Here is a 25,879-nt window from a genome sequence, read left to right as displayed (position 1 = left end):
GCCAATTTTAATGCGTCAAAAAAAAATTCGGAGATGGCCCTAAAGCTCTTTAGGGACGTGCCGATAAAAGTAACGAATGCGAACTTTATGGGGCGTCTGAGCAAGCAGGCCCGAAGCTCGCAAGCTCAGACAAACTTTGCTAGGTCCTTTGGAGGAATTCACCATGGCCCTTACTGTAAATACTAACGTTGCCTCGCTGAACACTCAGCGTAACCTCAATACCTCGGCCAAGGGTCTGGATACTTCCCTGCAGCGCCTGTCGACTGGTTTCCGCATCAACAGCGCAAAAGATGACGCTGCTGGTCTGCAGATTTCCAACCGACTGACCAGCCAGATCAACGGTCTGAACGTTGCTACCCGTAACTCGAATGACGGTATCTCCCTGGCTCAGACCGCTGAAGGCGCTCTGCAACAGTCCACCGGCATCCTGCAGCGTATGCGCGATCTGGCACTGCAATCGGCTAACGGTTCCAACGGTGCGAGTGAACGTGCTGCCCTTCAAGGTGAAGTGGCTCAGCTGCAACAAGAACTCAACCGTATCGCCGAAACTACCAGCTTTGGTGGTCGCAAGATTCTGGACGGCTCTTTCGGCTCCCAGAGCTTCCAAGTGGGTGCGAACGCTTATGAAACCATTAGCGTTTCCATTGGTTCCGCGGCGACTGACCGTATCGGTGTAAACCGCTTCACCAGTTCTGCAGGTACCGGTTACGTTCCAGCGACTTTGGGCAGTGGTTTCAACGCGACTTCTGGCAGTGCATTCGCATCCAGCGGTTTTAGCATCAACTCCAAACTGTCCGATGGTGATGTTTCTGTCTCCTACGCAATGAGTGGTTCGGCCAGTGAAGTTTCTGCGGCTGTTAACTCTAAGAGCGATGAAACCGGTGTGACCGCCAGTGCTCGTACTGTTGCCCGCTTGGGTGGCATCTCTGCCGGTGCTTCGGGTAGCAACACTGTGTCGTTCAAACTGTACGGCGCTAGCAGCAAAACCACTGAGACTGATGGTGCAACTGTATCGGCAGTAATCAAAGACCCATCCGATCTGGGCGCTTTGGCTGATGCAATCAACAAAGAGACTGGTAAGACTGGTATTTCTGCCATCTCCAAAGGTGGCGAGATTGAGCTGGTTAGTTCACGTGGTGACGCCATTGTAATCGGTGACTTTGCAGCAACTTCCGGCACTGCAAGCCTGACTGCATACGACTTCGCCGGTGAAACTGCACTGGGCTCGGGTACTATCACCTCTGGTGCCGGTATGCGGGTTGATGGCCAGGTTCGCTTCGAAGCGTCCGACGCCTTCTCCGTAAGTGGCATGGGCGCTGGTATGTCCACAGTAGCTAGCGGCGCGGTGTTCAGTGAGCTGGAAACTGTTCGTGAGATCGATATCAGTACTGCGACTGGTGCTCAGGATGCTCTGGGTATCATCAACGGTGCGATTGCTAACATCGACTCCCAGCGTGCTCAACTCGGTGCTGTACAAAACCGCTTTGAAAACACAATCTCTAACCTGCAGAATATTTCGGAAAACGCCTCTGCAGCTCGCAGCCGGATTCGTGATACCGACTTCGCAGCTGAGACTTCGGAACTGACTAAAAATCAGATCCTTCAACAAGCTGGTACAGCGATCTTGGCTCAGGCCAACCAGCTTCCACAAGCAGTGCTCAGCCTCCTAGGCTAAGCATAACAAGCTAGACTTCGGGGGAATGGGCGCAGCTCCTTCCCCCGTTGCCTCATTCTGAGGAGAGGATTATGGATATCAGGTCTATTGCAAACTCCGCTACAGCGACGGTTCTCAACGACAGCCGCGTTTCGAGTTCAACTGCTCAAGGTCAAACCGGCGAGCAGCAAGGCAATGTCGTGAATACAGGTGGTTCTCGCAAAGATGTTGAGGCTGCTGTCTCTACAATCCAGGACTTCGTGCAGACAGTCAGCCGGAGCCTGAATTTTTCCCTCGAAGAGGGGAGTGGTCGGGTCGTGGTTAAAGTTACCGATAGTGGTTCGGGTGACGTGATCCGTCAGATTCCTTCCGAGGAAGCATTGCAACTGGCAGAAAACCTCTCGGAGGTTCGCAGTCTGCTGTTCAAGGCCGAGGCCTGACTCAAAAGGTTGGCATGGCTTTTGACTGTCAATCGACATCAACGGTTGGCAGTCATATTTTTGGCGAGGTGAAGCATGGCTGGGATATCAGGTTTAGGTTCGGGAATTAAGATCGATGAGATCGTTCCTGCACTTGTGGCGGCTGAAAAAGCGCCCAAGCAGAATCAGCTTAATAATCTGCTGAAAACCACTGAGGCCAAGATTTCAGCGCTGGGCACTCTGTACTCCGCTGTTAACGAGCTGAGCAGCGCACTGCAGAACCTAAATAAAGCCTCTGCCTTCCAGAAACAAAGTGTCTCGTCCTCAAACTCTTCTGTCCTGACGGTGACGTCGAGCGGCAACATTCCGCCCAGCAAATTTAGTCTTCAGGTTCAGCAGCTCGCGTCCAGCAGCAAGGTGGTCTTGCCTTCTGTAACGGGCGGTTCGGCAGCGACTTTTAATACGGGCTCACTGACCATTAGTGCTGGCGAAACCAGTATTGATGTGGATATCACCGAGCAGAACAACAATCTGCTGGGTATTCGTGACGCTATCAACAGCGCTGGTGCGAACAGTGGCATTAGCGCCAGTATTGTGACGGACTCGTCTGGCTCACGGCTTGTGCTTAGTTCCAGCAAAACTGGATCAGGCAATGATCTGAAAGTTTCAGTGAACGAAGACGGTCTCAAAACCGGCAGCAACACGCTTAATTCGCTGAGCTTCGAAGGCGGCAGTAGTGTTACTCAGCTGCCAGTCGTTGAAACTGGAGCAGCGGCTACCTTCAAGCAAGGCTCGCTTACCATTGCCAGTGGTTCGGTTAGCCTGGATGTTCAGGTTGAAGCGGGTGATAGCCTTGACACCATCCTGCAGAAGATCAACGCCGCAGGTGAGTCTCAGGGTATCAGTGCATCCTTGGAAACCGTTGAAGGCGGTTCACGTCTGGTTATTCGCTCCAGCAATGGCGAGGATCTTAGCGTTACTGCAAGCGGTGATGACAGCAGCGCTGGGGACAATAGCCTCAGTGCGTTGGCATCAGTCCCGGGCAGCAACAGTAAAACTATCGACACTGCCAAATCTGCACTGTTCACCGTAGATGGCCTCTCGGTTGAGAAGCTGACCAACACAATTGATGATGTAATTGATGGCGTCACCATCAAGCTCACAGGTGTGCAGTCGGCGGACGATATCGCTGCGAACAAAACCGTGGATATCACCATCAGCCAGGACAAAGGGGCAGTACGCACCAATCTGCAACAGTTCGTCGACAGCTATAACAAGCTGATTAGCGCCACCAACAGCCTGACCGTGGTTGTCCCTTCTGCTCAAGAAGGTGAAGTTCCGGTGACCGGCGCACTGGTCGGCGACTCTTCTGTACGTAACCTGCTGGCTGGACTGCGTAAAGAAATGGTGAGCCTCAACACCAATGCGAATGGCCCGAGTTCGTTGGCCGAGTTGGGTATTACCACGGCCAAAGACGGCACCCTCAGTCTCGACAGCTCAAAACTCGACGCGTACTTGGTGAACAACTACGACAAGGTCGGTGAATATCTGGCCGGCGCGAATGGCCTGATGGGCCGCCTCGAGGGTGTGACCAAGCCTTACCTCGGCACAGACGGTGTGATCAAACAGCGCGACAGCGCGTTGTGGGAGACCAAAGCCAATATCAAGACCCAGCAATCGGCTCTGGATATGCGTATGGAGAAGCTACAAACACGCCTCTATGCTCAGTACAACGCCATGGATAGCCTGATTGCTCAACTGACCCGCACCAGTGAAAACCTGACCAACTCTCTGGCCAGCTTGCCTGGCGTCGTTAAAAAGGATTCGAAATGAGCAAGGCCCCGATCGACACCTATAAGCAGGTCAATCTGAACCAAGAGGTTTCTCCGCACCGTACGGTTCAGCTGCTTCTGGAAGGTGCCTTGCAGCGCGTGATGCTGGCCAAGCATGCACATGCTGAAGGTGATACTGAGATTCGCGGCCTGGCCGTTGGCACCACCATCACGATCCTCGGTGTGCTTCAGGCCAGTCTGGACAAGTCACTGGGCGGCGATATCGCCGAAAATCTAGACTCGCTGTACGACTATATGACCCGCCGACTGGCTGGCGTTGCCTTGGATAAGTCGCTGGAGTCTCTGGACGAAGTGCAGGCGCTGCTGGAAAAGATCAAAACCGCCTGGGACGCGATCGAACCAGAAGCCCAACCCGCTCTGGAAAGCTGATTTAGAAGGGTTTATCGCTAAAGTTTTGCCTGGCCTGACCGATACAAGAAGTATCAACTTAGCCAATAGCGAGAACATGCGATGAACCCAATGGCGGCCCTCAAGCAATATCAAACCGTCAACACTCAGGCTCAGGCTATTGAAGCGAGCCCGCATCGTCTGATTCAGATGTTGATGGAAGGCGGCCTGACCCGTATTGCCCAGGCGCGTGGTGCAATGGAACGTGGCCAGACAGCCATGAAAGGTGAGCTGATCAGCAAGGCGATCGGTATTATCGGTGGCCTGCGCCAAGGTCTGAACCTCGAAGTGGGTGGCGAGATCGCCACCAATTTGGATAGTCTGTACGAATATATGGCCGGTCGACTGTTTGAAGCGAACGTCAACAATCAGGTCGAACCGTTGGATGAAGTTGCAGGTCTGCTGCGCAATGTGAAGTCAGGCTGGGATGCAATCGCGCAGTGAGGCGCCCCCAGTCGAGGAATAGTAAATGAGCACATCCGTGCAGCGTCTAGAAGAAACCGGCAGCGCATTGCGCCAGGCTTTGGCCAGTCGCGACTGGGCTGCCATAGGTGAGCTTGATCTGCAGTGCAGGCAGGCGGTTGACGACGTCATGGTTGAGTCAGTCGCTGACGAGGCGCTATTGCGCGCTCGTATGCAGGAGCTGCTGGATTTGTACCGCGAGCTGGTCAACCTGTGTCAGGTTGAGCAACGCCGACTGGCTCAGGAGATGGTGCAGCTCAACCAGTCCAAGCAAAGCGCCAAGGTATATCAGTTTTTGAGCTAGTTCTCATTTCAAAAAGCCGTCCTCGCAAAGAGGTCGGCTCCCGCCTTAGTTCCGCCTTTTGTTACGAATATCCAAAATCTTTTGTTGGACGATAGTTTGTAACTTCAGCTGTTCAGCGAAAAATATACGCCATAAAATTGACAGCACCTTCGAAATTGACTTTACTAGTGGCCAATTAGTAGCGCTGACCCTGAAAGCCGGGTTAGTGGTGAATTTTCCACTTCAGGAACAGCAGATTTACTATGTGGCGTGAGACTAAGATTCTCCTGATTGATGACAACAGTGAGCGCCGTCGTGACTTGACGGTAATTCTGAATTTCCTGGGGGAAGATCATCTGGCCTGTGACAGCCAGAATTGGCGGCAAACAGTCACAGAGTTAGAGTCCAGCCGCGAAGTGCTTAGCGTCCTGTTGGGCGAGGTGCAGGCAAAAGGCGGTGCGCTTGAAGTACTTAAGCAACTGGCTGCCTGGGATGCCCTTGTGCCGACGCTGCTGATAGCTGATCAGGTTCCGGCAGAATGGCCGGAAGAGCAGCGCCGCAGTGTTCTGGCCAGCTTGGAAATGCCACCGAGCTACAACAAGCTATTGGACAGCCTGCATCGCGCGCAGGTGTATCGCGAAATGTACGACCAAGCCCGCGAACGCGGTCGTCAGCGTGAGCCCAACCTGTTCCGTAGTTTGGTCGGCACCAGCCGTGCCATTCAGCAAGTGCGCAAGATGATGCAGCAAGTGGCGGATACCGAGGCCAGCGTGTTGATTCTTGGTGAGTCTGGCACCGGTAAGGAAGTGGTAGCGCGTAACCTGCACTACCACTCCAAGCGTCGCGAAGCTCCATTTGTTCCCGTTAACTGTGGTGCGATTCCGGCCGAGCTGCTGGAAAGTGAGCTGTTTGGCCACGAAAAGGGTGCATTCACCGGTGCAATCACCAGCCGTGCCGGGCGCTTTGAGCTGGCTAACGGCGGCACACTGTTCCTCGACGAGATCGGCGATATGCCGTTGCCGATGCAGGTCAAACTGCTGCGCGTGCTGCAGGAGCGTACCTTTGAGCGGGTTGGCAGCAACAAAACGCAAAATGCCGACGTGCGCATCATTGCCGCAACTCACAAAAATCTCGAGCAGATGATTGAGGACGGTAGCTTCCGCGAGGACCTGTATTACCGCCTCAACGTGTTCCCCATCGAAATGGCTCCGCTACGTGAGCGTATCGAAGACATCCCGCTGCTGCTCAACGAGCTGATCTCGCGCATGGAAGTCGAAAAGCGCGGCTCCATCCGTTTCAACTCCGCCGCAATCATGTCGCTGTGTCGCCATGATTGGGCAGGTAACGTGCGTGAGCTGGCTAACTTGGTTGAGCGCATGGCGATCATGCATCCGTACGGAGTTATCGGCGTGGGTGAGCTGCCGAAGAAGTTCCGCCATGTAGATGACGACGATGAATCCCTGGCGGCAGGTATCCGCGAGGAGCTGGATGAGCGGGCAACACTGATGGCTGGTCTGCCAGGCGTCGACACAGTCGCTATGCTGCCGCCGGAAGGGCTGGATCTGAAGGACTATCTGGGCAATCTGGAACAGGGCCTGATTCAGCAAGCGTTGGACGATGCCGGTGGCGTTGTGGCCCGCGCGGCTGAACGTCTGCGCATCCGCCGCACCACGCTGGTGGAGAAAATGCGCAAATACGGCATGAGCCGCCGCGAAGATGAGGGTGTCGACGAGTAAGCAGACAGCCTGTCAGCAACTTGGCGTTTCATCTCTAAAATAAAGCCGAAGGCTCTTAAAGTCTTCGGCTTTATTTTTATCTATCTGATTTTTAAGGATAAATTTTTCAGGCACGGGTATTGCTATAGCTCTCGGCAACTGACCGTCTTATGACGCTTCACCGAGAGAGAACGATGAACGCGACCGCCCAACGTCTGGAACTGCAAGCCTCCTCAGGTCTGACCGCACCTGCCAGCCCTGCTGAAGTTGAGCAAGCCTTTAGCCTGTTCAGTCACATGTCTGATCAGTTGAGTGCTTCCTACAGCATGCTGGAAGCCAAGGTGAACGACCTGAAAGGGCAACTTGAGCTGGTCAGCGCCCAGCGCATGCAGGAACTGGCCGAGAAAGAGCGGTTGGCCCAGCGTCTGCAAAGCCTGCTAGATCTGCTGCCCGGCGGGGTCATCGTGCTGGATGCTCAAGGTGTGGTGCGTGAGGCTAATCCGGTGGCCTGTGCGTTGTTAGGCAAGCCGTTGCTGGGCATGCTCTGGCGCGACGTTATCGTGCGTAATTTTTCCCCTCGCGAAGACGATGGCCATGAAATCTCTCTCAAAGATGGTCGCCGTCTTTCGCTCGCCACCCGCTCGCTTGATGGTGAGCCCGGACAGCTAATTCTACTGACCGACATGACCGAAACCCGCCGTCTGCAAGACCAGCTGGCTCGGCACGAGCGCTTGTCGGCGCTGGGGCGTATGGTCGCTTCACTGGCCCATCAGGTACGTACGCCACTGTCTGCGGCGATGCTGTATGCCAGCCATCTGGCGGATGAAACCCTGACCAGCGAGCAACAAAAGCGCTTTGCTGTGCGCCTCAAGGAGCGTCTGTACGAGCTTGAGCATCAGGTCCGCGACATGCTGGTTTTCGCCCGGGGCGATTTGCCGCTGCCGGACCGACTGTCGCCCAAGGCATTGTTTGAAGCTGTGCGCAGCGCCGCCGAACCTCACGTGCAGGGGCTGCAAGTGCGTTGGCAGTGCGATAGCAACTTCGGTGAAGTGCTGTGCAACCGCGACACTCTCACCGGTGCAGTGCTGAACCTGATTGAGAATGCCGTGCAGGCTGACGCATCTGAACCTCTGCTTAAAGTGCATCTCTACGTGCGTGGGCAAACCCTGCGCCTGTGTGTCAGCGACAACGGGCCGGGGATTGCCGCTGAAACGCTGCAGCACTTGGGCGAACCCTTTTTCACCACCAAAACCACCGGAACCGGTCTGGGTATTGCCGTGGTCAAGGCTGTGGCCCGGGCCCATAAAGGTGATCTGCAACTGCGTTCGCGGCTTGGCTTTGGCACCTGTGCCGTGTTGAGTCTGCCGCTGATCTGTACACCGCAAACTGTGGGTTAGGAGTGGCTGTGATGAGTCGCAAAATTCTTTTGGTCGAAGACGACAGAGCCCTGCGCGAAGCGCTGGCTGACACCTTGGCTATCGCCGGCCATGAATACCGCGCGGTGGATTGTGCGGAGGCAGCCTTACTGGCCTTACGTGAAGAGCCTTTCAGTATGGTCATCAGTGACGTCAACATGCCTGGCATGGATGGTCATGGCTTGCTCGCTCAGGTACGTCAGCACTATGCGCAACTGCCGGTGCTGCTGATGACCGCGTTTGCGGCGGTGGAGCGGGCGGTGGATGCAATGCGTCTTGGCGCAGTGGATTATCTGGTCAAACCCTTCGAGCCGAAAACGCTGCTGGCGCTGGTCGACAAGCACGCCTTAGGCCGCGTGGCCAGCGCTGAGCAGGACGGTCCGGTGGCGGTTGAGCCGGTCAGTGTGCAGCTGCTGGCGCTTGCCGCACGGGTGGCGCAGAGCGATTCAACCGTGCTCATCACCGGTGAGTCCGGCACTGGCAAAGAGGTGCTGGCACAGTACATTCACCAGCAATCGCCACGCTCGGATAAGCCGTTTATTGCCATCAACTGTGCAGCGATTCCAGACAACATGCTGGAAGCCACACTGTTCGGCCATGAAAAGGGCGCATTCACCGGCGCGATTGCCAGTGCGCCGGGAAAATTTGAACTGGCAGAAGGCGGCACGATTCTGCTGGATGAAATCTCTGAAATGCCGTTGGGCTTGCAGGCTAAGCTGCTGCGGGTGCTACAGGAGCGGGAAGTGGAGCGGGTGGGCGCGCGCAAGCCGATCAGTCTGGATATTCGCGTGCTGGCGACCAGCAACCGTGATCTGGCTTCTGAGGTTGCGGCGGGGCGTTTCCGGGAAGACCTGTTCTATCGTCTGTCTGTGTTTCCACTGGCCTGGCGGCCGTTGCGTGAACGTCCGGCAGATATTGTGCCGCTGGCGGAGCGCTTGCTGGCCAAGTATGTGAAGAAGATGAATCATGCTCCCATTCGTCTTTCTGCCGCGGCCCAACAGGCGCTGCAGCAGCATCAGTGGCCGGGGAACGTGCGCGAACTGGATAACGCTATTCAGCGTGCGGTGATTCTGCAGCAGGGCGGCCTGATTCAGCCTGATGATCTGTGCCTGAACGCTGTGATCGGGCTGGGCCCGGTGCCTGCGGCGCAAGTTGCTCCGGCGCCGACTGCTGTCGTGCCACTCAGTGAACCGTCGGCGGGCGAGTCCAGCGCGCTGGGCGATGATCTGCGTCGTCATGAGTTTCAGATGATCATCGACACTTTGCGTGCTGAGCGGGGCCGCCGCAAAGAAGCCGCCGAGCGTCTGGGCATCAGCCCCCGCACCCTGCGTTACAAACTGGCGCAGATGCGCGATGCAGGGCTGGACGTGGAAGGCTATCTGTTTGCCAGCTGAGGCCTGACAGGTGGGCGCGCCAAGTGACGCGCCCTTATTCACCTCAGCCGCGCCAAGGCAGTGGTGCGCCGAGCAAGCGGCCCATGGCACCGTACAGGCCTAGGTCGCGCAGGGCGGCGAATTCCCCTTCGGTTTCCACCATTTCTGCAATCAAAGGCAAGTCGATGCTGTTGGTGGCGCGGAATACCGCCTCGATAAACAAGCGCTTGTCGTTTTCCAGGTCGATCGCGCGGATATAGGCACCATCCAGTTTCAGGTAGGCCAGCCCCAGGTGAGTCAGGTTGCCGATCAGGCTGAAACGCCCACCGAAGTGCTGCAAGCCCAGTTGGCAACCGCAATCACGCACGCGCTGGCTCAGCTGGTCGAGCTCGGCGGCAGGCGGTAGATGACGTTCGTCCAGTTCCAGAGTCAGCAGCGGGGCTTGCTGCGGATGCTGCTTGAGCAGGTCAATCAGAGCATTGAAGGCATTGCTGTCGCGGATGGTCGCGCTGGATAGACTCAACGCCAGTGCCGATGGATGTTTCTGCAGATGCTGCAGACTGTGCTCCAGCATGGCCAGGTCGAAGCGATGAGCCCAGCCGAGGCGCTCAATCCACGGCAGGAAACGCCCGGCCGCAATGGCGTCGCCTTGAGGATCAAGCAGGCGTGCCAGGACTTTATGATGAAGTAACTGGTCGCGGTTGCCGCATTGAACTACCGGCTGAAAATATAGCTGAACCTTGCCCTTGTTGAGCGCCTCATCAATCCATTCGCGCCATTCATGCAGGCTTTGGCTGGGCTGCGCGCTGAAGTCGTCCAAGCGTGCCCAGTTGCGGTTGGCATCATGGTTTGACTGGGCCTGAGCCAGTGCTTGGTCGGCACGGCCGATCACTTGGGCTGGCTCTTCGCCGGGGCGGAAGGCGGTGATGCCGACATGGGCAACCGGGTTGCAATCACTGGCTCCGGTTTGCAGCAGTGTTTGCAGGCCGTCGTGCAGGTCATTGGCCAGCTGTTCGGCTTCTTCACTGCCCAGCCCCGGTGCCAGCAGGCTGAATTCACCACCTCGGCTACGTGATGCCAGCCAGCCGCCATGCGGATGCTGGGCCAGCAGGCGCTTGAACAGCTCACCAACCGCCGCAATCAATACGTCCGTGCGTTGCCCGCCGAAGCGCTGGTTGAGTCCTGCCAGATCGTTAACGCGTAGCAGAAGCAGGTAGCCCTCTGTGTTCTGTTCGTTCGTGTCGAGTTGGTTGGCCAGGCTGATATCGAACTGTCGACGGTTAGCCAGGCCGGTGATGCTGTCCTGATAGGCCTCTTCACGCAGCTTCTCACTGCGTGAGGCTTCTTCGGCGAAGAGTGTTTTGAGCTTGTCCACCATCTGGTTCATGGCGCTGACGACGCGCTTGAGTTCCGGGGTGCGTGGCACCTTGTTCAGAGTCAGGAATTCACGGCGGCTGATGGCCTGAGCTTGCTGCACCATCTTGTCCAGTGGACGTAGCTGCTGGCGCAACAACCAGCCGCCGAGAGTGGCGCTGACCACGCCGCACAGCAGCAGCCAGGCCAGGCTGCCGATGGCACTGTCCCAGAGGCGGGCGAGGGCGAAGTTGGGGTGGCTGATGACTTCAACCCGTGCGGCCTGTTCCCAGCCGCGCATGATCAGGGCATCACCGGTTTGCGGTTGCAGATTGATCAGGCTGCTGAACCATTTCGGAACAGTCTCACTGGCCGAATCGGTGCTGCGTTCAACCAGCACCTCGTTGTCGGGGATGCGGATCAGGCGAATGCTGGCGAAGTAGCCGCTGTCGAAGATTGAGCTGATCATCAGCTCGGACATCGCCAAGTCATCCACATGTGGGGTCAGAGACAGGCCCAGCGCCGTGGCGGCATCCTGCGCGTGGGAGCGCAGCTGGCTGAGCTGTTGTTCACGCGAGCTTTCTACGCCGACGATAAAACTGCCGGTGAACGCCACGGCCAACAACAGGCAGATGGCGATAAAAAGCTGTTTGAGCAATGACATGTGTCCTCCTAGCCTTCGCCAATGGCGAAGCCTTCAGTGCGCATTTTTTTCAGCAGGTCTTGCCAGCGCGAGAGTTTTTTTGTGTCGCTTTTCTTGTTGTTGGAACCCGGCAAATACAGGCCTTCCGCGTTGAAGGAATACACAGGCAGCAAATCCTTGCGCTGGGAAGCCGGCAGAATGTCGTTGATCAGGTTGTCCAGCACCAAAGGCTCTGAGGTGGGCGTGGCGTAGTAAGTCAGCACCATGTGAGCCTGGTTGTAATTCAGCGCCTTAACGTAGGTGATGCGCAGCTTTTCGCTGGGGATGCCGAGACGGCGTAGGGTGAAGTATTTGGCGATGGAATAGTCTTCACAGTCGCCGGCACCTTTGGTCAGCATCTCAACGGGGGTTGCCCAGTAATCGTTTTGCCGCCAAACATTGATGTCATCCGAGAAACGCACCTGACGATTGAAGAATCGATTGATGTCGTTGAGCTTTTCCCGCTCGGAGCTGGTCAGGTTGGCTTTGATTTGTTCTTCCCAAGCGAGAATGCGGTCTTTACCGGGCCCTAAGCTGCCGTAACGCTTTTCGGCGTTCTGGATCACCAGGCCGAAATCCCATTCTGCCAGCGCGCTGGCCAGGCCAATCATCAAGATGCACAAGCCCGCCAGCGCTGGTTTGAAGCGCTGATGCCATCCGCGTTTGGACTGACAGGCCTGCATGTACTGCGCCTCGGTCTTTGTGCCCCTGAAAGGGAAGCTTAGTTTTATCGTACGAATATACCAATAAGCGGCAGGTATTCCGAACTCAGCCTTTTTTCAGGGTTTTCTGCCTGAGGATGTACAGCGTCACCAGCACAGCGCTGGTGAGCATAAACAGGCGCGCCCAAAACAGCGGCACCAAGTAGCTCGAGACGCCGATGCTTAACCACATCAGGCTAATCGCGTAAACCTTGCCTTTAAGGGGGATACCTTCGCCTTCAAGGTAATCGACGATCCACGGCCCGAGATGGCGGTGATGAATCAGCCACAGATAGAAACGTTCTGAGCTGCGCATAAAACAGGCAGCGGCAAGCAACAGAAAAGGTGTCGTCGGTAAGACCGGGAGAAAGATACCGATAACGCCCAGCGCTACGCTCAGCCAGCCGATGGCCAGCAGAGCATAGCGAATGAGCGGGTTACGCTGTTTTTTGATAGGGCGCGCCATGGGGCGGGCGCGGTATCAATGGTGGCGGGGTTTCAGCAGCGCCGGTTTTTCTTCCGGTGCGTTGCACAGCAGAAAGAGGGCAGTGAGTACGTCAGGAATCTGATCAACCATGCTGTCGACCAGATCGCTGTCACGGGCAATGTCAGCAAATTCCGGCTGCTCGTCGAACAGACCGGATGCCACCATGATCGGCAGTAGCAGCTCGCTGACTTCGTCTTCGGCGTCGTCGAACCACACGCTTTCACGCAGAAACACGCCTTCCATAAAACCGATGCACCAGCCGCGCAGTTCGGATTCATCCGGGTCATCACCCAGGTCCAGTTCGCACGGCACTTCAGGATCATCATCACTGGCCAGCTGACGGGCGATATGGGCCTGAAGCTGAATCAGGGTGGATTCGATCTCTTCGCGCTGGGCGTCGTCACGGTAATGTGGCGTTTCCGAGAAGAGGGCATCAATCCACTCGCGCTCCGGGACTTTTTCCGGGCAGATGGACAGCGCAGTCAGATAGCCGTGAGCGGCAATGTAGTCCAGCGCTTCTTCATGCAACTCGTCAGCATCGAGGAAGGCTTGAAGGCGGGAGAGTTGCTCGGCGAAGGACATTGGGCGCTACCTTAAGGGAATAAACAACGCTGGATTCTAGTCCAGTAAGGCCTTAGCGGCCATAGCTACGGCTCAATACAGGTGTATTTAGACGTAAAGCATATGCGCCGCAGCCGACTCTCCCGACAGGTGCGTATAATGCACGGCTTGTTTTGGAGACCCTTCATGCTTGAGCAGGCGCAACGCATCCTTAAAGACGTATTCGGCTACGACAGTTTTCGGGGCCGCCAGGATGCCATTATCGAGCGTGTAGCCAGTGGCGGCGACGCACTGGTGCTGATGCCAACCGGCGGCGGCAAGTCGCTGTGCTTTCAGGTGCCAGCCTTGTTGCGTGACGGCTTGGCCGTGGTGGTGTCACCACTGATTGCGCTGATGGAGGACCAGGTCGCTACCCTCAATGAACTCGGGGTGGCGGCTGTGGCACTGAACTCCAGCCTGAGCACGGAAGAGCAGATTGAGATTGCCGGACGTATTCGTCGCGGTGAAATCAAACTGTTGTATGTGGCTCCCGAGCGTCTGGTGCAGCCGCGTATGCTGAGCTTCCTTGAGGGCTTGCAAATTGCGCTGTTCGCCATTGATGAAGCGCATTGCGTGTCGCAATGGGGCCATGATTTCCGCCCGGAATACCTGCAGCTGGGGCAGCTTGCTGAGTTGTTCCCGGACGTGCCACGTATCGCCCTGACTGCCACGGCAGACATGCGTACACGTGAAGAGATCGTGCAGCGCTTGCACCTGCAATCGGCAGAGCGTTTTCTCTCCAGTTTTGACCGGCCCAATATTTTTTACCGCATCGTGCCCAAAGAGCAGCCGCGAAAGCAGCTCTTGAGTTTCCTGACGCCGCGTAAAGGCGATGCGGGCATCGTCTATTGCCTGTCACGCAAGAAGGTGGAAGAGGTTGCGAGTTTTCTGAGTGAACAGGGTTTTCCGGCGCTGCCGTATCACGCTGGCCTGAGCAATGATTTGCGCGCTTACCATCAAAAGCGCTTCCTCAATGAGGAAGGTCTGATCATGGTGGCAACCATTGCTTTCGGCATGGGCATCGACAAGCCCAACGTTCGCTTTGTCGCCCACATGGATCTGCCCAAATCTCTGGAAGCCTACTATCAGGAGACCGGACGTGCAGGGCGTGATGGTCTCCCGGCAGATGCCTGGATGACTTATGGCTTGCAGGATGTGATTTTCCTCAAGCAGATGCTCAACAACTCTGAAGGCGACGAGCGCCACAAACGTATCGAACAGCACAAGCTGGATGCCATGCTGGCGCTGTGCGAGGAAACTCGCTGCCGTCGCCAGGCGCTGCTGAAGTACTTCGATGAAGAGCTGGAACAGCCGTGCGGTCATTGCGACAACTGTGTGGATGCCGTGCAGACCTGGGACGCCACTGAACCTGCGCGGCAAGCGCTGTCGGCTATCTATCGCACAGGCCAGCGCTTCGGTGTGGGCCATCTGGTGGATGTGTTGCAGGGCCGTGAAAACGACAAAGTGCGTGATCTCGGTCATCAGCACTTGAGCGTGTTCGGTATCGGCAAATCACTGAATGACGGAGAGTGGCGCTCCCTGTTTCGCCAGTTGGTGGCGCGCGGGTTAGTGGATGTAGATCTGGAAGGCTTTGGCGGATTGCGCCTGTCCGACAGTTGCCGACCGCTGCTAAAAGGTGATGTAACCCTGCAACTACGTCGTGACCTGAAACCGCAACTGAGTGCCAAAGCCACCACTAGCGCCGCCAGCCAGCTGGTGCGCAGTGATGAGAAAGCGCAGTGGGAAGCGCTGCGCACCCTGCGGCGCAAATTGGCAGAGGAACATAGCGTTCCGCCGTACGTGATCTTCCCAGATGCAACCTTGCTGGAAATGCTGCGCAGCAAACCTTCCACACTGGCGGAAATGGCCCAAGTCAGCGGTGTGGGGGCGCGCAAGCTTGAGCGATATGGTGAGGCGTTCCTGGAAGTGCTTAATGGCGCTGAAGACACGCCGCGGGCAGTGGCAGATCTGCGCCATGAACTGGTTAGCCTGGCCCGCGCCGGGATGACGCCTGCACAAATTGCCAGCCAGCTCAGCTGCACAGAAAAATCGGTGTACGGCATGCTGGCTGAGGCCATCGCTCGCCAACAGCTGTCTCTGGAGCAGGCGCTGGATCTGCCGGAAGAACTGCTGGGTGAGATCCAGGATGCCTTCCTGGATGGTGAAGGAGAATTGCCGCCTGTGGCTGAAATCAGCGAGATGTTTGCTGGTCAGGTCGATCTGGGCGTTCTGCACTGCGTTCGCGCAGCTTTGCAGGCAGAGTTTGAGGCCTGAGAGAGGCTGTCTACCCTGGCTTTTCGCGGGTGAAAGCGGGGTGGTGGCTAGAATTGTGAAAACTAATGCAATGCTTGTACTTTTCGACAGGCTTGTTTGATTGCTGACGTTATGGTTAGCTGACTAATTATTAGTTTTTGGTCACGAGCTGCTTTCCATGTCGCATACCGATCAACACCGTTTTGCCATGCAAGTTGCGCAATTATCCCGATCCTGGCGAGCCGAGCTGGACCGCCGTCTGGTGGGCTTAGGCCTTTCACAGGCGCGCTGGCTAGTGCTGCTGCATCTGGGGCGTTTTGATGAACTGCCGACTCAGCGCGAATTGGCGCAGAGTGTCGGCGTAGAAGGCCCGACCCTGGCCCGCCTGTTGGACAGCCTCGAAGCCCAGGGGCTAGTCAGCCGCCAGGCTGTTCCGGAAGACCGCCGCGCGAAGAAGGTCGCTCTGAGCCCGCAGGCGCGACCGCTAATTGAAAAGATTGAGGCCATTTCTGCGCAGTTGCGTCAGGAAGTCTTCGCTGGTATCGACGAAGACGATCTGCGTCGCTGCCAAGCTGTGCATGCACAGGTTCTGAGAAACCTGGAAAGGCGTTAATGGCCACGGATCTGCACAGCCTGCAGCTACGTTACGGTAAGCGCTACCCGAACTGGCTGTTGGCTGTGTTGATGCTTGGCAGCATGGCCATGGTGCTGTCCTCGACCAGCATTAACGTGGCAATCCCGGTCATCATGGCCGACTTCAGCATTGGTCGCTCACTGGCGCAGTGGCTGTCCACCGGCTTCCTTGCCGCGATGACGGCCGGCCTGCTGCTGAGCGCCTGGGCCCATGCACGCTTCGGCGCACGGCTGACCGCTCAGATTGGCTTGCTGCTGTTTGTCGCCAGTTCGCTGTTGGCGTTACTGGCTCAGGATGCCTGGCACCTGATTGCAGTGCGTATTGTTCAGGGGGCGTGTGCGGGCATCGTGCAGCCGCTGGCTACCGTGCTGATCTTCCGCACCTTTAATGATGGCGGGCGAGGCATGGCGTTGGGCATCTATGGTCTGGGCATCATGATGGCACCCTCGTTGGGGCCGGGTATTGCCGGGTATTTGGTGGATCACTTTGGTTGGGAGGGCATTTTCTGGATGCCCTTGCCACTGTGTGCGCTGGCGCTGGTGAGCGGCCAGTGGCTGTTGCCGACACAGGCTGATCTGCTGCGCTTGCGGTTGGATGCACAAGGCTTCATCTGGTTGTGTCTGGCTATTTTCGCGGGCCTTGGTTTCTGTACTGAACTGCAGCGCTATCCCTTGCAGGCTCCGCAAGTGTGGGGGCCGGGCGTGCTGGCATTGCTGGCGATTGGGCTCTTCGTGAGGCGTAACCGACGTTCGCAAGCGCCATTGTTGCCGATGCATCTGTGGCGGCACCGTGCGTTTGTCAGCGCCAGTTGGGTGGCCTTGACCCTAGGCTTTGGCCTGTATGGCTCGACCTACCTGATTCCCCTCTATTTGCAAATGGGTGAAGGCTTTACGGCAGGAGAGGCCGGTCTCTTGCTTCTGCCGGCAGGGTTGCTGATGGGGGCTGCGTCCTTTGTTGGCGGCTTGCTGAGTGACCGTTTGTCAGCGGCCTTATTGTTGAGTTTGGGGCTTTTGGCATTTGCCGTGTCGGCTGTTGGCTTTGCTCTCATTGCTCCCGGCGCCTCGTTCTTAGTCTTATGTCTGTGGGCCTGTTTGGGACGCTCAGGCTTGGCTTTGATGCTGCCAGCACTCAGCACTGGCTCGCTGGATATGCTCAAGCCCGAGGAGTTGGCGCAAGGCACTGGGGCGATTACCTTCGTACGTCAGTTGGGCGGAGCCTTCGGGGTGAACCTGATGACCTTTTTCCTGGAATGGCGGCACGCTACGGAGGGCGGCGATTCGCTGGCTGAAATGACGGCGTTCAAACAGACATTCTGGCTAGTCGCACTGATTTTTTTGGTGACTATACTGGCTGCAAGAGGCGTTAAATTGACGAGAAGATGACACTGCTCGAATTTAAACTCTTACTTGTCATTTAATTGACTGTGCTGTTACTCTGCCATTAATGTGGCATATTGCCATTTTTGGTTGAATTGCAGCGACTGACTTGCATCTGCCAATGACTGTGAAGCTTGGGGCTGTACACGGACCGTTTCCCTTCGCATTGTTTGAGCCGCCTGTCTGACAATCTCTGGTGCTGGACGCTCCTGTATAGCAGGAAGAGGTTGTGGGGCGTTTCACCGGGAGCGATTTCAATGGAAAAGGTTCGTCATCTGCTTATCGGCCTGGCGTCCAGCTCTGCCCTCTACTCGGGTTTTGCTTCGGCACTCGGATTGGGTGAGATCACGCTGCATTCGGCGTTGAGTCAGCCGCTGAATGCCGAGATCAAACTGATAAATGTCGGGGAGCTCAGCGATAACGATCTGCGTGTTCGTCTGGCCCCGGCCGAGGTGTACAGCCGTGCTGGGGTTGAGCGTTTGATGTTCCTCAACGACCTGCGTTTTACCCCAGTACTCAAGGGCGATAACAGCGTTATTCGTGTGGTATCGAATCAGCCTGTCAGCGAGCCTTATCTGAATTTTATCGTTGAACTTGAGCGCCCGAGTGGCCAGATGTACCGCGAGTACACGGTGCTGCTGGATCCACCGGGCTCGTCGGCGTATCAGAGCGTTGCAGCGGTGCAGTCGGTTTCTGTCGCACGCACCGCAACGCCGGCGCCGCGTATTGCTCCGCCTCCAGCAGTAATGCCAAAAGCAGAGCTGGGCAAGGGCTACAGTGTGGTGAGCGGCGACAGCCTGTGGAAGATTGCCAAGCGCTATGCGCCTTCGGCGGGTGCTATTCCGTCGCTGATGGCGGATATCCACGCGCTGAACCCGCAGGCGTTTGTTGCAGGTGACATGAACCGACTGCGTGCAGGTGTTGAGCTTCGCCTGCCTGACCGGGCTGAGCTGCCAAGCCCAACCGCAGCACCTGCACAGGTCGCTGCTCCGGCGGCTGAAACACCTGCAGTTGCGCCCGTTCAAGCTCCGGCTGTTGCGGCAGAGGTGGCTGATGTCGCCCCTGAACAAGCCCTCAATGAGCAGGCCGATCAGCTCGGTCAAGCGCTTGCCAGCCAGTCTGAGCAAACCCAGCAACTGCAGCAGAATGTCGAGACACTGGCACAGCAGGTACAGCAGCTGCAGGAGCAGATGATTGCCCGCGATCAGCAGATTGCTCTGTTGCAGGCCGAGCTGGCTGAACGTGAAGTGGCTGCGCCTGCAGCACCGGTTCAGCAGGCTGCCGTAGCGCCTGTGCAAAGCGTCACGATGCAAAACAGCGAGACATCATCCAACTGGTTTGCAGGTGCAGCCGGTTTGCTGGCATTGGTTATGGCGGGCGTGCTGGCCCTGTTGTGGCGTAGAAACCGTAATCCGAAACCGGCAGATGTGCTGCAGCAAACGGCGGTTGCTGCTTCCAGCCGCAGTGCGGCGATTGCTCCGGTGTATGTACGTGCTGAGAAGGGCGCAGAACAGGGCGTTGCTCCTGTGCGGGCCGCACCTGCACAGACAGATGCCCTGCAAACCGCAAATGTGTATATCGCCTACGGCCACTTTAAAGAGGCTGCGGCAACCCTTAGTCAGGCTTGGGCTGCTGAGCCAACGCGTGGTGATATCGGCTTCCGTTACCTGGAAGTGCTGGCCAAACTAGGCGATGGTCAAGGGTATCTGGAGCTTGAGCCGAAGGTACGTGCCACCGGTTTTAACCCAGTGCGTCTGGATGAACTGAAGGCCAGCCACGCCCAGCTGTTTGTCCAGCCACCGGCGAATCTGCTGGACGATGTGCAACTGGACGAGCCTCAGGCCCCAAAACGCTCGGCAGAGCAGCCTGAAAGTCCACTGAATCTGGATGACTTCACCCTCAATGCCGATTGGGAGGATTTAAATCCTTTCGCTGCGCCTGCACCGAGCAAAGCTGAGCCGGTTAAGGAAACCGCTGAAATCTTTGACCTGGCCGATAGTCGCGACGCCCGCAGCCCGTTTGCCCAAAGCATGCTGGTGGAAGAGGCCAACGATGGCACTTGGAAAGATGAACTCAGCGCCGAGCTGCTCGAACTTGATCTGCAACTGGACGATGATTTCGATAGCACGGTTAAGGACAACCTGGCCAAGCTAAATATCGCTCAGGCGTTCATTGATCAGGGCAATATCGACGGAGCCTGTCAGGTGCTTAACGAGGTGATTCTGGAGGGTGACGAAAACGCCCAGAAGGAAGCCCGTGATCTTCTGGCGAAGATTGCCTGATCACTAAGTCCCCTTAAAAGCGCCCGCAGTGCCTTGGCCTGCGGGCGTTTTTGTTGTTGCAGCTTGGGCGTATCATCGGCGTTTTTAACGTGAGGTGTGCGATGTCGAATCCTAAGGCTGAGGTGGTCATCACCTATTGCACGCAGTGTCAGTGGTTATTGCGGGCTGCCTGGCTGGCGCAGGAGCTGCTTTCTACCTTCTCCGATGACTTGGCTCGCGTCAGTCTGGAGCCTGCCACAGGCGGCACCTTCAGAATCACGTGCGGCGGTGTGCAGGTTTGGGAGCGCAAAGCCGATGGTGGCTTCCCCGAAGCCAAGGTGCTTAAGCAGCGGGTCCGGGATGTAATTGACCCGCAACGCGACCTTGGCCACAACGACCGTACCCACCGTTAGTGGCTAGTGTTTAACCAGCCTGGCTGAGATGAAGATGGCGCTTACGATCAGCAGTCCACCGGCGAGCATGCGTAAGGTTGGTTGTTCATTGAACAGAACCCAGGCAAAGGCGATTCCGTAGACTGGCTCAAGGGCAAAAATTACGGCTGTGGTTCTGGCTTTGAGTACCTTCAAGCTGGCCACAAACAGCGTATGTGCCAGGCCGGTGCACAGCACCCCGAGCATCACCATCCACAACCAGTTGTGCGCCTGGGTGTGTGGCAGCGTTGGCCAGGCAAAGGGCAGGTATAGCAGCAGGACGGTGATATTCTGGTACAACGCTGCCTGCGCCGGTTCGATCCCTTGAGTTGAAACCCGGTTAAGTACTGAAAGCAGCGCGAACAGCAGCCCTGAGAACACCGCCCAGAGTAGACCCGCTGTGGCCTGGCTGCTGAGGTCGAAGTGCGGTGTGACCAGCACCAGTCCAAGGCACACCAGCGCAATCATGGCGTACTCAATGCGGCTGGCCCGCTCCCGTAGCAGCAAGCTCTCCAGCACCACTGTAAAGGCCGGGAAGCTAGCGAAGCCCAGCGTTGCAATGGCAACCCCGGAGATGCGCACGGCTTCGAAGAAGGCCCACCAGTGACCGCCCAACAAAGCCCCGCCCAAGGCCAGGGCAGCGGTCTGCCGGAGGCCGAGGTTGACCAGGCGAACTTTGCTGACCAGCTTAGCGAAGATCAACAGGGCGATCACCGCGAATAGCGAACGACCTGCGGTAATCATTTCAGCCGAGGTGTCGGCCAGCTTGCCGAAAATCCCGGACAGACCAAACAACAGGGCACCTAAATGGATAGCCAATAGCGCATTACGGGGTGTCATGCCAGGCGGGCTCCATTGGGCAGCGGCTTGTCGAAACCGGCCAGCACTACGTGATTGTCGCTGTCATACACACCGGTCACCAGAATCTCAGAACGGACTCCGGCAATTCTCTTGGGAGCGAAATTACAGACACACAATACCTGCTTGCCAGGTAGCTCATCACAGCGGTAATGCACGGTGATTTGCGCGCTTGAGGTTTTGATGCCGAGTTCCCCTAGGTCCACCTGCAGCACGTAAGCCGGCTTGTTGGCCTTGATGTTGGGGATGGCGGAAATGATTGTGCCGACACGCAGCTCAACCCGTTGGAAATCTTCCCATTCGATATACGACACAGCACATGCTCCGTGAAATGTTGTCCTCAGTCTAAGCGTCTGGAGCCGTTCGATCTGTCGCAGGACTTGTGTGATTTGTCGCCTTAATCGCGCGACTGGCGTAGGGCGCGGGCTGATTGCCCCAAGTAGCGGGACAACGCGGCGGTAAAGGCGCTTTGTGAGCTGTAGCCGACCCTGGCCGCCACTTCGCTGATTGGTAGGGCAGTGTTGAGCAATAGCTCACGGGCCTGTTCGAGCCGGCGGGTGCGTAAGTAGTCCATAGGTGTCTGACCGGTTTCTTGCATAAAACGCACGTGAAAGCGTGCGACAGAAAGGCCGGCCAGCTGTGCCAGATCACTGACTTGTAGCGGATGTGCGGCGTGGCGGTCGATGTGCGCATTCAAAGCGGCCATGGGCAGGTCGCTGCTGGAAGGCATTGCCGGAGCTTGCACGCTCAGGCTGGCGAGCAATAGAGCACAGCCTTGTTCAGCAATGACCGGATCGTTCACCGGGCTGTTAGCCAGCCAACTGACCAACTGGCTCTGCTGGGTGTTCAGGCTGAATGTGGCGGATGTATCCAGTAGCCGGCGCACTGCTGAGGCGTGCTGACCGAGGTGCTGTTGCAGCCAGGATGCAGGGGGGACATCCACCACCAGACAGCGGCTTCCAGTTGGACTGCCACACGCATGCCGGGCTTCATGAGGTATGACTGAGAGCATCTGACTGACCACTTGGCTGCCATGCCCTTCGACCTCAAAGTCCAACCGTCCGCTCAGGCCGAATACCAGCTGAGCATGCTCATGGCTGTGGCATATGAGGTCGTGAGTGTAGTGACGAATCGAAAGAGGTGAGGACATGACCGCGCTTCCTGTGCTGAGAAACGCAGTCTATCAGGCTGAACGGGCTGCGGCTGGACACCCGCCCGGCTGAGGACTGTCACGAGACTGTCGTCTGGCTGTAACGGAGGGTTCACCGGTGCTGCGCACACTCGAAGAAAACGTGCCGGAGGCTGTCAATGAATACTGCCAACTTAGCCAGGCCCAGCCGTAAACAGCGTGTGCGGACGTTATGGATTTCCGACGTGCACCTGGGAACGCGGGATTCTCAGGCCGAACATCTGGCCCGTTTTCTCAAGCGTTATCACACTGACAAAATCTATTTGGTCGGGGACATCATCGACGGCTGGAAACTGCGTAGTGGCGTGTATTGGCCGCAGAGTCACAGTAACGTCATCCGTCGCCTGCTGACTATGAGCAAGCGCGGTACTCAGGTGATTTACGTCACCGGAAATCACGATGAATTCCTACGCCGCTACAGCGCGCTGGCGCTCGGTAATGTGCAACTGGTGGATGAGGCCGAGCACACCACGGCCGACGGCCGCCGCCTGCTGGTGATTCACGGAGATCAGTTTGATGTGATTACCCGTTACCACCGCTGGCTGGCATTTCTCGGGGATTCGGCGTACGGCCTGACACTGACTCTCAACCGCTGGCTTAACTACTGGCGCAGTCGCTATGGCTACGGTTATTGGTCGCTGTCGGCGTACCTCAAGCACAAGGTCAAAACCGCAGTGAACTTCATCAGCGATTTTGAGGAGGCGATTGCCCATGAGTGCTCCAGACGCGGTTTTAACGGCGTGGTGTGTGGCCATATTCACCACGCTGAAATCAGGCCGATGGGCGCGTTTGAGTACATGAACTGTGGGGACTGGGTTGAGTCCTGCTCTGCTCTGATTGAGCACATGGACGGTTCGATCATTCTGTATCGCCTGGCTGAAGACCCGGTCGCGCAGATGACGCGGCAACAAGCACGTGCTGTCGAGCCGGTTGCGTGAGGATTCTGATCGTTACGGATGCATGGACGCCGCAAGTCAATGGAGTGGTCACCTGTCTGAGCTCACTGGAGCAGGAGCTGACGCGTCTCGGGCATGTGGTGAAAGTGCTGTCACCGCAGGATTTTCGCAGCGTCCCGTGTCCGACTTATAACGAAATTCCATTGGTCTGGGATCTCTGGCGTGTAGGCCCGGCCATCCAAGCGTTTTCGCCGGATTGCGTGCACCTGGCCACAGAGGGGCCATTGGGCTGGGCAGCACGGTTCTGGTTGAAACGGCGGGGCCTGGCATTTTCCACGGCTATCCATACGCGCTTTCCTGAATACGTCACCACGCGATTTCCATTCGTACCGCTGCGTTGGGGTTATGCCTTATTGCGCCATTTTCATGCACCGAGTCAGGCCGTACTGGTGACCACTGAGCGGCTTTATGAGGGATTTTCTGCGCTGGGGTTTACCACGCTGAAAATCTGGCGAAAAGGTGTCGACGCGGAGCTGTTTTATCCTAGCGAGCATGCGCCATCCAAAGCGCTGCCGGTGTTCCTGTATGTCGGCCGGGTTGCGCTGGAAAAGAACCTCAGGGCATTTCTCGATCTGGCATTGCCGGGCATCAAGCGAGTGGTGGGTGATGGACCTGAGCGTGAAACTCTGCAGCAGGAATACCCGGATGTGCAGTTCAGCGGATATCTGTTCGCCGCTGAGCTGCGCGAGGCTTATCAGCAGGCTAGTGTCTTGGTTTTTCCGTCGTTGACGGACACATACGGGCTGGTGATGGTGGAGGCTATTGCTTGTGGGACACCAGTGGCGGCGTTCCCGGTTGCCGGGCCGCTGGACGTGATTGTGGAGGGCGTCAGCGGGGTGATGTCGGATGATCTGCAGGCTGCGTGTATGGCTGCACTGTTGTTGGACCGGGAACGGTGTTCCCGCGCGATGCAGGAGCATAGCTGGCGGGCTTCGGCCGAGGCGTTTCTGCGCGCTCAGCCTGCCCTGGATGGCTTGCCCTGTATGCGGGCCGAGCCTAGTCCGGGTTGACGGTGTCTTTTTCCAGCTCGTGAGCGGCCTCGCGCAATGCGCTGATAATCCGTTCTTTGTCGTAGCTGTTTAAGTGGTTGGTGTCCAGGCTCATGGAGAACCCGGGAATTTCATGCTCGATATAGCTGGACGGCTTGCCCATGCAGTGACGGAAGTCGGCGACCTGATAAATCTTCACCGGGCGGGTAAAACCCTTGACCCAGATGTTGCCTTTATCGTGGCACACGATCTGGTCTTTGATCAGTGAATAGGTTTCGTGGGAAATCAGGATTTCGTCGGTATCGGCTGCGCTCTCCAGGCGGCTGGCCAAGTTCACCTCGCGGCCGATGATGGTGTAGTCCATACGTGTGTCCGCGCCGAAATTGCCCACTGTGCAGTAACCGGTATTAAGGCCCATGCGGATTTGCAGGGGTTTGGTGATGCCCTGTTTACGCCATTGCTGGCGCATCACTCGCATGTGATTACGCATGGCAATGGCCATTGAAACGGCGTTAATGGCGTCGATTTTGCTGCCGTTGCTTGTTGGGTCGCCGAAGAACACCATCAGGCTGTCCCCGACGAACTTGTCGATGGTGCCGCCGTATTTCAGGCAGATTTTCGACATCTCGTTCAGATAGCTGTTGAGCAAATCGGTGAGGGCTTCGGCTTCCAGCTCATCGGACAGTTCGGTGAAGTCTTTGATGTCGGAAAAGAAAACCGTCAGCTTCTTGCGCTGGGTTTCCAGGCGCACGCTGCGCTGGCCGGTAAAGATGGACTCCCACACCTGAGGCGACAGGTACTTGGCTAGGTTCTGTGCCAATTGGGCTGCTTTGTGCTTTTCCTCGGTCATGCCCTGTGTGACCTCCATCAGCTTGAGGCTCTGGCGGTGCACAAAGTAGGCGGTGACACAGATGTGCAGGGCACTGAACGAGAGGCTGACCATCGCCACCAGAGGTGGGGTATTGAGGTCTATCTGAACCTCAGACAGGGCGGCGCAAAGCGCGGCGCTGCTGAGCGTGACCAGCATGGTCAGGCTCAGGTAACGCAGTCCGCCGGACACCAGTGAGATGGACGCCAGAAGCAGCACGGATATCATTGAGGGAACAATGGAGAAACCTAGCAGTGCCATGATGCTGCCGGTGTGCATAGCGTCGACAAACAGCAGCCAGAGGCGTGTTTCTTCTGGGTACTGATGCCTGAAACGGCGGCCAATCTGGTGGGCCAGATGCGGGTAGATCAGTAGATAAGGAATAAGCCAGATGATTTCGTAGGTGAAACAATGGCAGATCACCCCAGCGGTTACGGTGGCCGCCATGGCGACGTAGGCCAATGTGCGTGAGTAGTATTCACGCATGGGTGGGGCTGGAAGATTCCTGATAAGCGAAGAGCTCAAGTCATCCATAGTTATGGTGCAATCCCTGCTGTTTACGGCTCAGACGCGAAGGGGGTTCGACATCAAAAAGGCGGGAATCATAACCAAGGCGGTGTGCCAGAGCTATTTCAGCAGTGTGAACGGTTTCCGCCTAACGCTTTATTGTTAGTTGGAAA

General features: G+C 56.9%; 24 protein-coding genes. 16 read left to right on the top strand and 8 right to left on the bottom strand.

Annotation, left to right across the window (positions count from 1 at the left end; genetic code table 11):
- The first annotated feature begins 163 nt into the window (after nt 1–163).
- From AO726_RS02135 to AO726_RS02095, 9 genes are all read left to right on the top strand, one after another.
- Nucleotides 164–1,675, top strand: coding sequence for a flagellin (locus AO726_RS02135; protein WP_058066396.1), 1,512 nt, complete (start codon nt 164–166; stop codon nt 1,673–1,675).
- Nucleotides 1,676–1,746: 71 nt separating this feature from the next.
- On the top strand, nt 1,747–2,094 hold the full coding sequence (locus tag AO726_RS02130; RefSeq protein WP_058066395.1) for a flagellar protein FlaG: 348 nt from the start codon (nt 1,747–1,749) through the stop codon (nt 2,092–2,094).
- A 75-nt stretch (nt 2,095–2,169) separates the two neighbouring features.
- A complete protein-coding gene (fliD, locus tag AO726_RS02125; protein ID WP_058066394.1) occupies nt 2,170–3,906 on the top strand; it encodes a flagellar filament capping protein FliD in 1,737 nt (578 codons plus the stop codon).
- Nucleotides 3,903–4,295, top strand: a complete 393-nt coding sequence (fliS, locus tag AO726_RS02120) for a flagellar export chaperone FliS (RefSeq protein WP_058066393.1) — start codon at nt 3,903–3,905, stop codon at nt 4,293–4,295. The genes fliD and fliS (AO726_RS02120) overlap by 4 nt, the downstream gene beginning before the upstream one ends.
- Nucleotides 4,296–4,376: 81 nt before the next feature.
- On the top strand, nt 4,377–4,757 hold the full coding sequence (fliS, locus tag AO726_RS02115) for a flagellar export chaperone FliS (protein ID WP_058066392.1): 381 nt from the start codon (nt 4,377–4,379) through the stop codon (nt 4,755–4,757).
- A gap of 25 nt (nt 4,758–4,782) precedes the next feature.
- The gene (locus AO726_RS02110) at nt 4,783–5,079 is read left to right on the top strand and encodes a flagellar protein FliT (protein ID WP_058066391.1); all 297 of its coding nucleotides are present in this window, start codon (nt 4,783–4,785) and stop codon (nt 5,077–5,079) included.
- A gap of 242 nt (nt 5,080–5,321) precedes the next feature.
- Nucleotides 5,322–6,794 carry a sigma-54 dependent transcriptional regulator gene (locus AO726_RS02105; RefSeq protein WP_058066390.1) on the top strand — a complete coding sequence of 491 codons (1,473 nt, stop codon included), beginning with the start codon at nt 5,322–5,324 and terminating at the stop codon, nt 6,792–6,794.
- A 173-nt stretch (nt 6,795–6,967) separates the two neighbouring features.
- Complete coding sequence (locus tag AO726_RS02100) at nt 6,968–8,170, top strand: sensor histidine kinase (protein WP_058066389.1); 1,203 nt, start codon at nt 6,968–6,970, stop codon at nt 8,168–8,170.
- A gap of 11 nt (nt 8,171–8,181) precedes the next feature.
- Nucleotides 8,182–9,582 (top strand): sigma-54-dependent transcriptional regulator, encoded by a 1,401-nt coding sequence (locus tag AO726_RS02095; protein WP_058066388.1) that lies wholly within the window; start codon nt 8,182–8,184, stop codon nt 9,580–9,582.
- A 43-nt stretch (nt 9,583–9,625) separates the two neighbouring features.
- Here the strand turns inward: AO726_RS02095 and lapD are convergent, their stop codons facing one another.
- The 4 genes from lapD to AO726_RS02075 all read right to left on the bottom strand — a co-directional run bounded on the left by lapD (nt 9,626) and on the right by AO726_RS02075 (nt 13,366).
- Nucleotides 9,626–11,578: a cyclic di-GMP receptor LapD gene (gene lapD, locus AO726_RS02090; RefSeq protein ID WP_058066387.1), complete on the bottom strand. Its 1,953-nt coding sequence runs from the start codon at nt 11,576–11,578 to the stop codon at nt 9,626–9,628.
- A gap of 8 nt (nt 11,579–11,586) precedes the next feature.
- A complete protein-coding gene (gene lapG / locus AO726_RS02085; protein ID WP_058066386.1) occupies nt 11,587–12,279 on the bottom strand; it encodes a cysteine protease LapG in 693 nt (230 codons plus the stop codon).
- Nucleotides 12,280–12,364: 85 nt separating this feature from the next.
- A complete protein-coding gene (locus AO726_RS02080; RefSeq protein WP_058066385.1) occupies nt 12,365–12,763 on the bottom strand; it encodes a YbaN family protein in 399 nt (132 codons plus the stop codon).
- A 15-nt stretch (nt 12,764–12,778) separates the two neighbouring features.
- Entirely contained in the window at nt 12,779–13,366 is a 588-nt protein-coding gene (locus tag AO726_RS02075; RefSeq protein WP_058066384.1) for a UPF0149 family protein, read from the bottom strand.
- 165 nt (nt 13,367–13,531) lie between these two features.
- Between AO726_RS02075 and recQ the strand changes: the two genes are divergently transcribed.
- The 5 genes from recQ (at nt 13,532) to AO726_RS02050 (ending at nt 20,321) form a co-directional block, all read left to right on the top strand.
- Nucleotides 13,532–15,658, top strand: a complete 2,127-nt coding sequence (gene recQ, locus AO726_RS02070; RefSeq protein WP_058066383.1) for a DNA helicase RecQ — start codon at nt 13,532–13,534, stop codon at nt 15,656–15,658.
- Nucleotides 15,659–15,815: 157 nt separating this feature from the next.
- Entirely contained in the window at nt 15,816–16,250 is a 435-nt protein-coding gene (locus AO726_RS02065) for a MarR family transcriptional regulator (protein ID WP_058066382.1), read from the top strand.
- Nucleotides 16,250–17,653, top strand: coding sequence for a DHA2 family efflux MFS transporter permease subunit (locus AO726_RS02060; protein ID WP_058066381.1), 1,404 nt, complete (start codon nt 16,250–16,252; stop codon nt 17,651–17,653). Before AO726_RS02065 ends, AO726_RS02060 begins: the two co-directional genes overlap by 1 nt.
- 251 nt (nt 17,654–17,904) lie before the next feature.
- Complete coding sequence (locus tag AO726_RS02055; RefSeq protein WP_058066380.1) at nt 17,905–19,929, top strand: FimV/HubP family polar landmark protein; 2,025 nt, start codon at nt 17,905–17,907, stop codon at nt 19,927–19,929.
- Nucleotides 19,930–20,030: 101 nt separating this feature from the next.
- Nucleotides 20,031–20,321, top strand: a complete 291-nt coding sequence (locus AO726_RS02050) for a SelT/SelW/SelH family protein (RefSeq protein WP_058066379.1) — start codon at nt 20,031–20,033, stop codon at nt 20,319–20,321.
- Between the two features lie 3 nt (nt 20,322–20,324).
- Here the strand turns inward: AO726_RS02050 and AO726_RS02045 are convergent, their stop codons facing one another.
- The 3 genes from AO726_RS02045 to AO726_RS02035 form a co-directional block, all read right to left on the bottom strand.
- Nucleotides 20,325–21,179, bottom strand: coding sequence for a DMT family transporter (locus AO726_RS02045; protein WP_058066378.1), 855 nt, complete (start codon nt 21,177–21,179; stop codon nt 20,325–20,327).
- Nucleotides 21,176–21,511: a tRNA-binding protein gene (locus AO726_RS02040; protein WP_058066377.1), complete on the bottom strand. Its 336-nt coding sequence runs from the start codon at nt 21,509–21,511 to the stop codon at nt 21,176–21,178. The genes AO726_RS02045 and AO726_RS02040 overlap by 4 nt, the downstream gene beginning before the upstream one ends.
- An 83-nt stretch (nt 21,512–21,594) precedes the next feature.
- The gene (locus AO726_RS02035) at nt 21,595–22,347 is read right to left on the bottom strand and encodes a helix-turn-helix domain-containing protein (RefSeq protein WP_058066376.1); all 753 of its coding nucleotides are present in this window, start codon (nt 22,345–22,347) and stop codon (nt 21,595–21,597) included.
- 158 nt (nt 22,348–22,505) lie between these two features.
- Here AO726_RS02035 and AO726_RS02030 point away from each other — a divergent pair, with 158 nt between their 5' ends.
- Both AO726_RS02030 and AO726_RS02025 read left to right on the top strand, forming a co-directional pair.
- Nucleotides 22,506–23,324 (top strand): UDP-2,3-diacylglucosamine diphosphatase, encoded by an 819-nt coding sequence (locus AO726_RS02030; RefSeq protein ID WP_058066375.1) that lies wholly within the window; start codon nt 22,506–22,508, stop codon nt 23,322–23,324.
- Nucleotides 23,321–24,352 (top strand): glycosyltransferase family 4 protein, encoded by a 1,032-nt coding sequence (locus AO726_RS02025; RefSeq protein ID WP_058066374.1) that lies wholly within the window; start codon nt 23,321–23,323, stop codon nt 24,350–24,352. Before AO726_RS02030 ends, AO726_RS02025 begins: the two co-directional genes overlap by 4 nt.
- On the opposite strand, the gene AO726_RS02020 is transcribed toward AO726_RS02025, so the two are convergent.
- The gene (locus AO726_RS02020) at nt 24,339–25,733 is read right to left on the bottom strand and encodes an adenylate/guanylate cyclase domain-containing protein (protein WP_058066373.1); all 1,395 of its coding nucleotides are present in this window, start codon (nt 25,731–25,733) and stop codon (nt 24,339–24,341) included. The genes AO726_RS02025 and AO726_RS02020 overlap by 14 nt on opposite strands.
- Between the last annotated feature and the right edge of the window lie 146 nt (nt 25,734–25,879).

The organism is Pseudomonas sp. TTU2014-080ASC, assembly GCF_001446935.1.
In the GTDB taxonomy this organism is placed as follows: Bacteria; Pseudomonadota; Gammaproteobacteria; order Pseudomonadales; family Pseudomonadaceae; genus Aquipseudomonas.
The sequence above is the reverse complement of the archived record's forward strand: the minus strand, read 5'-3'. Positions and strand labels throughout refer to the sequence as shown.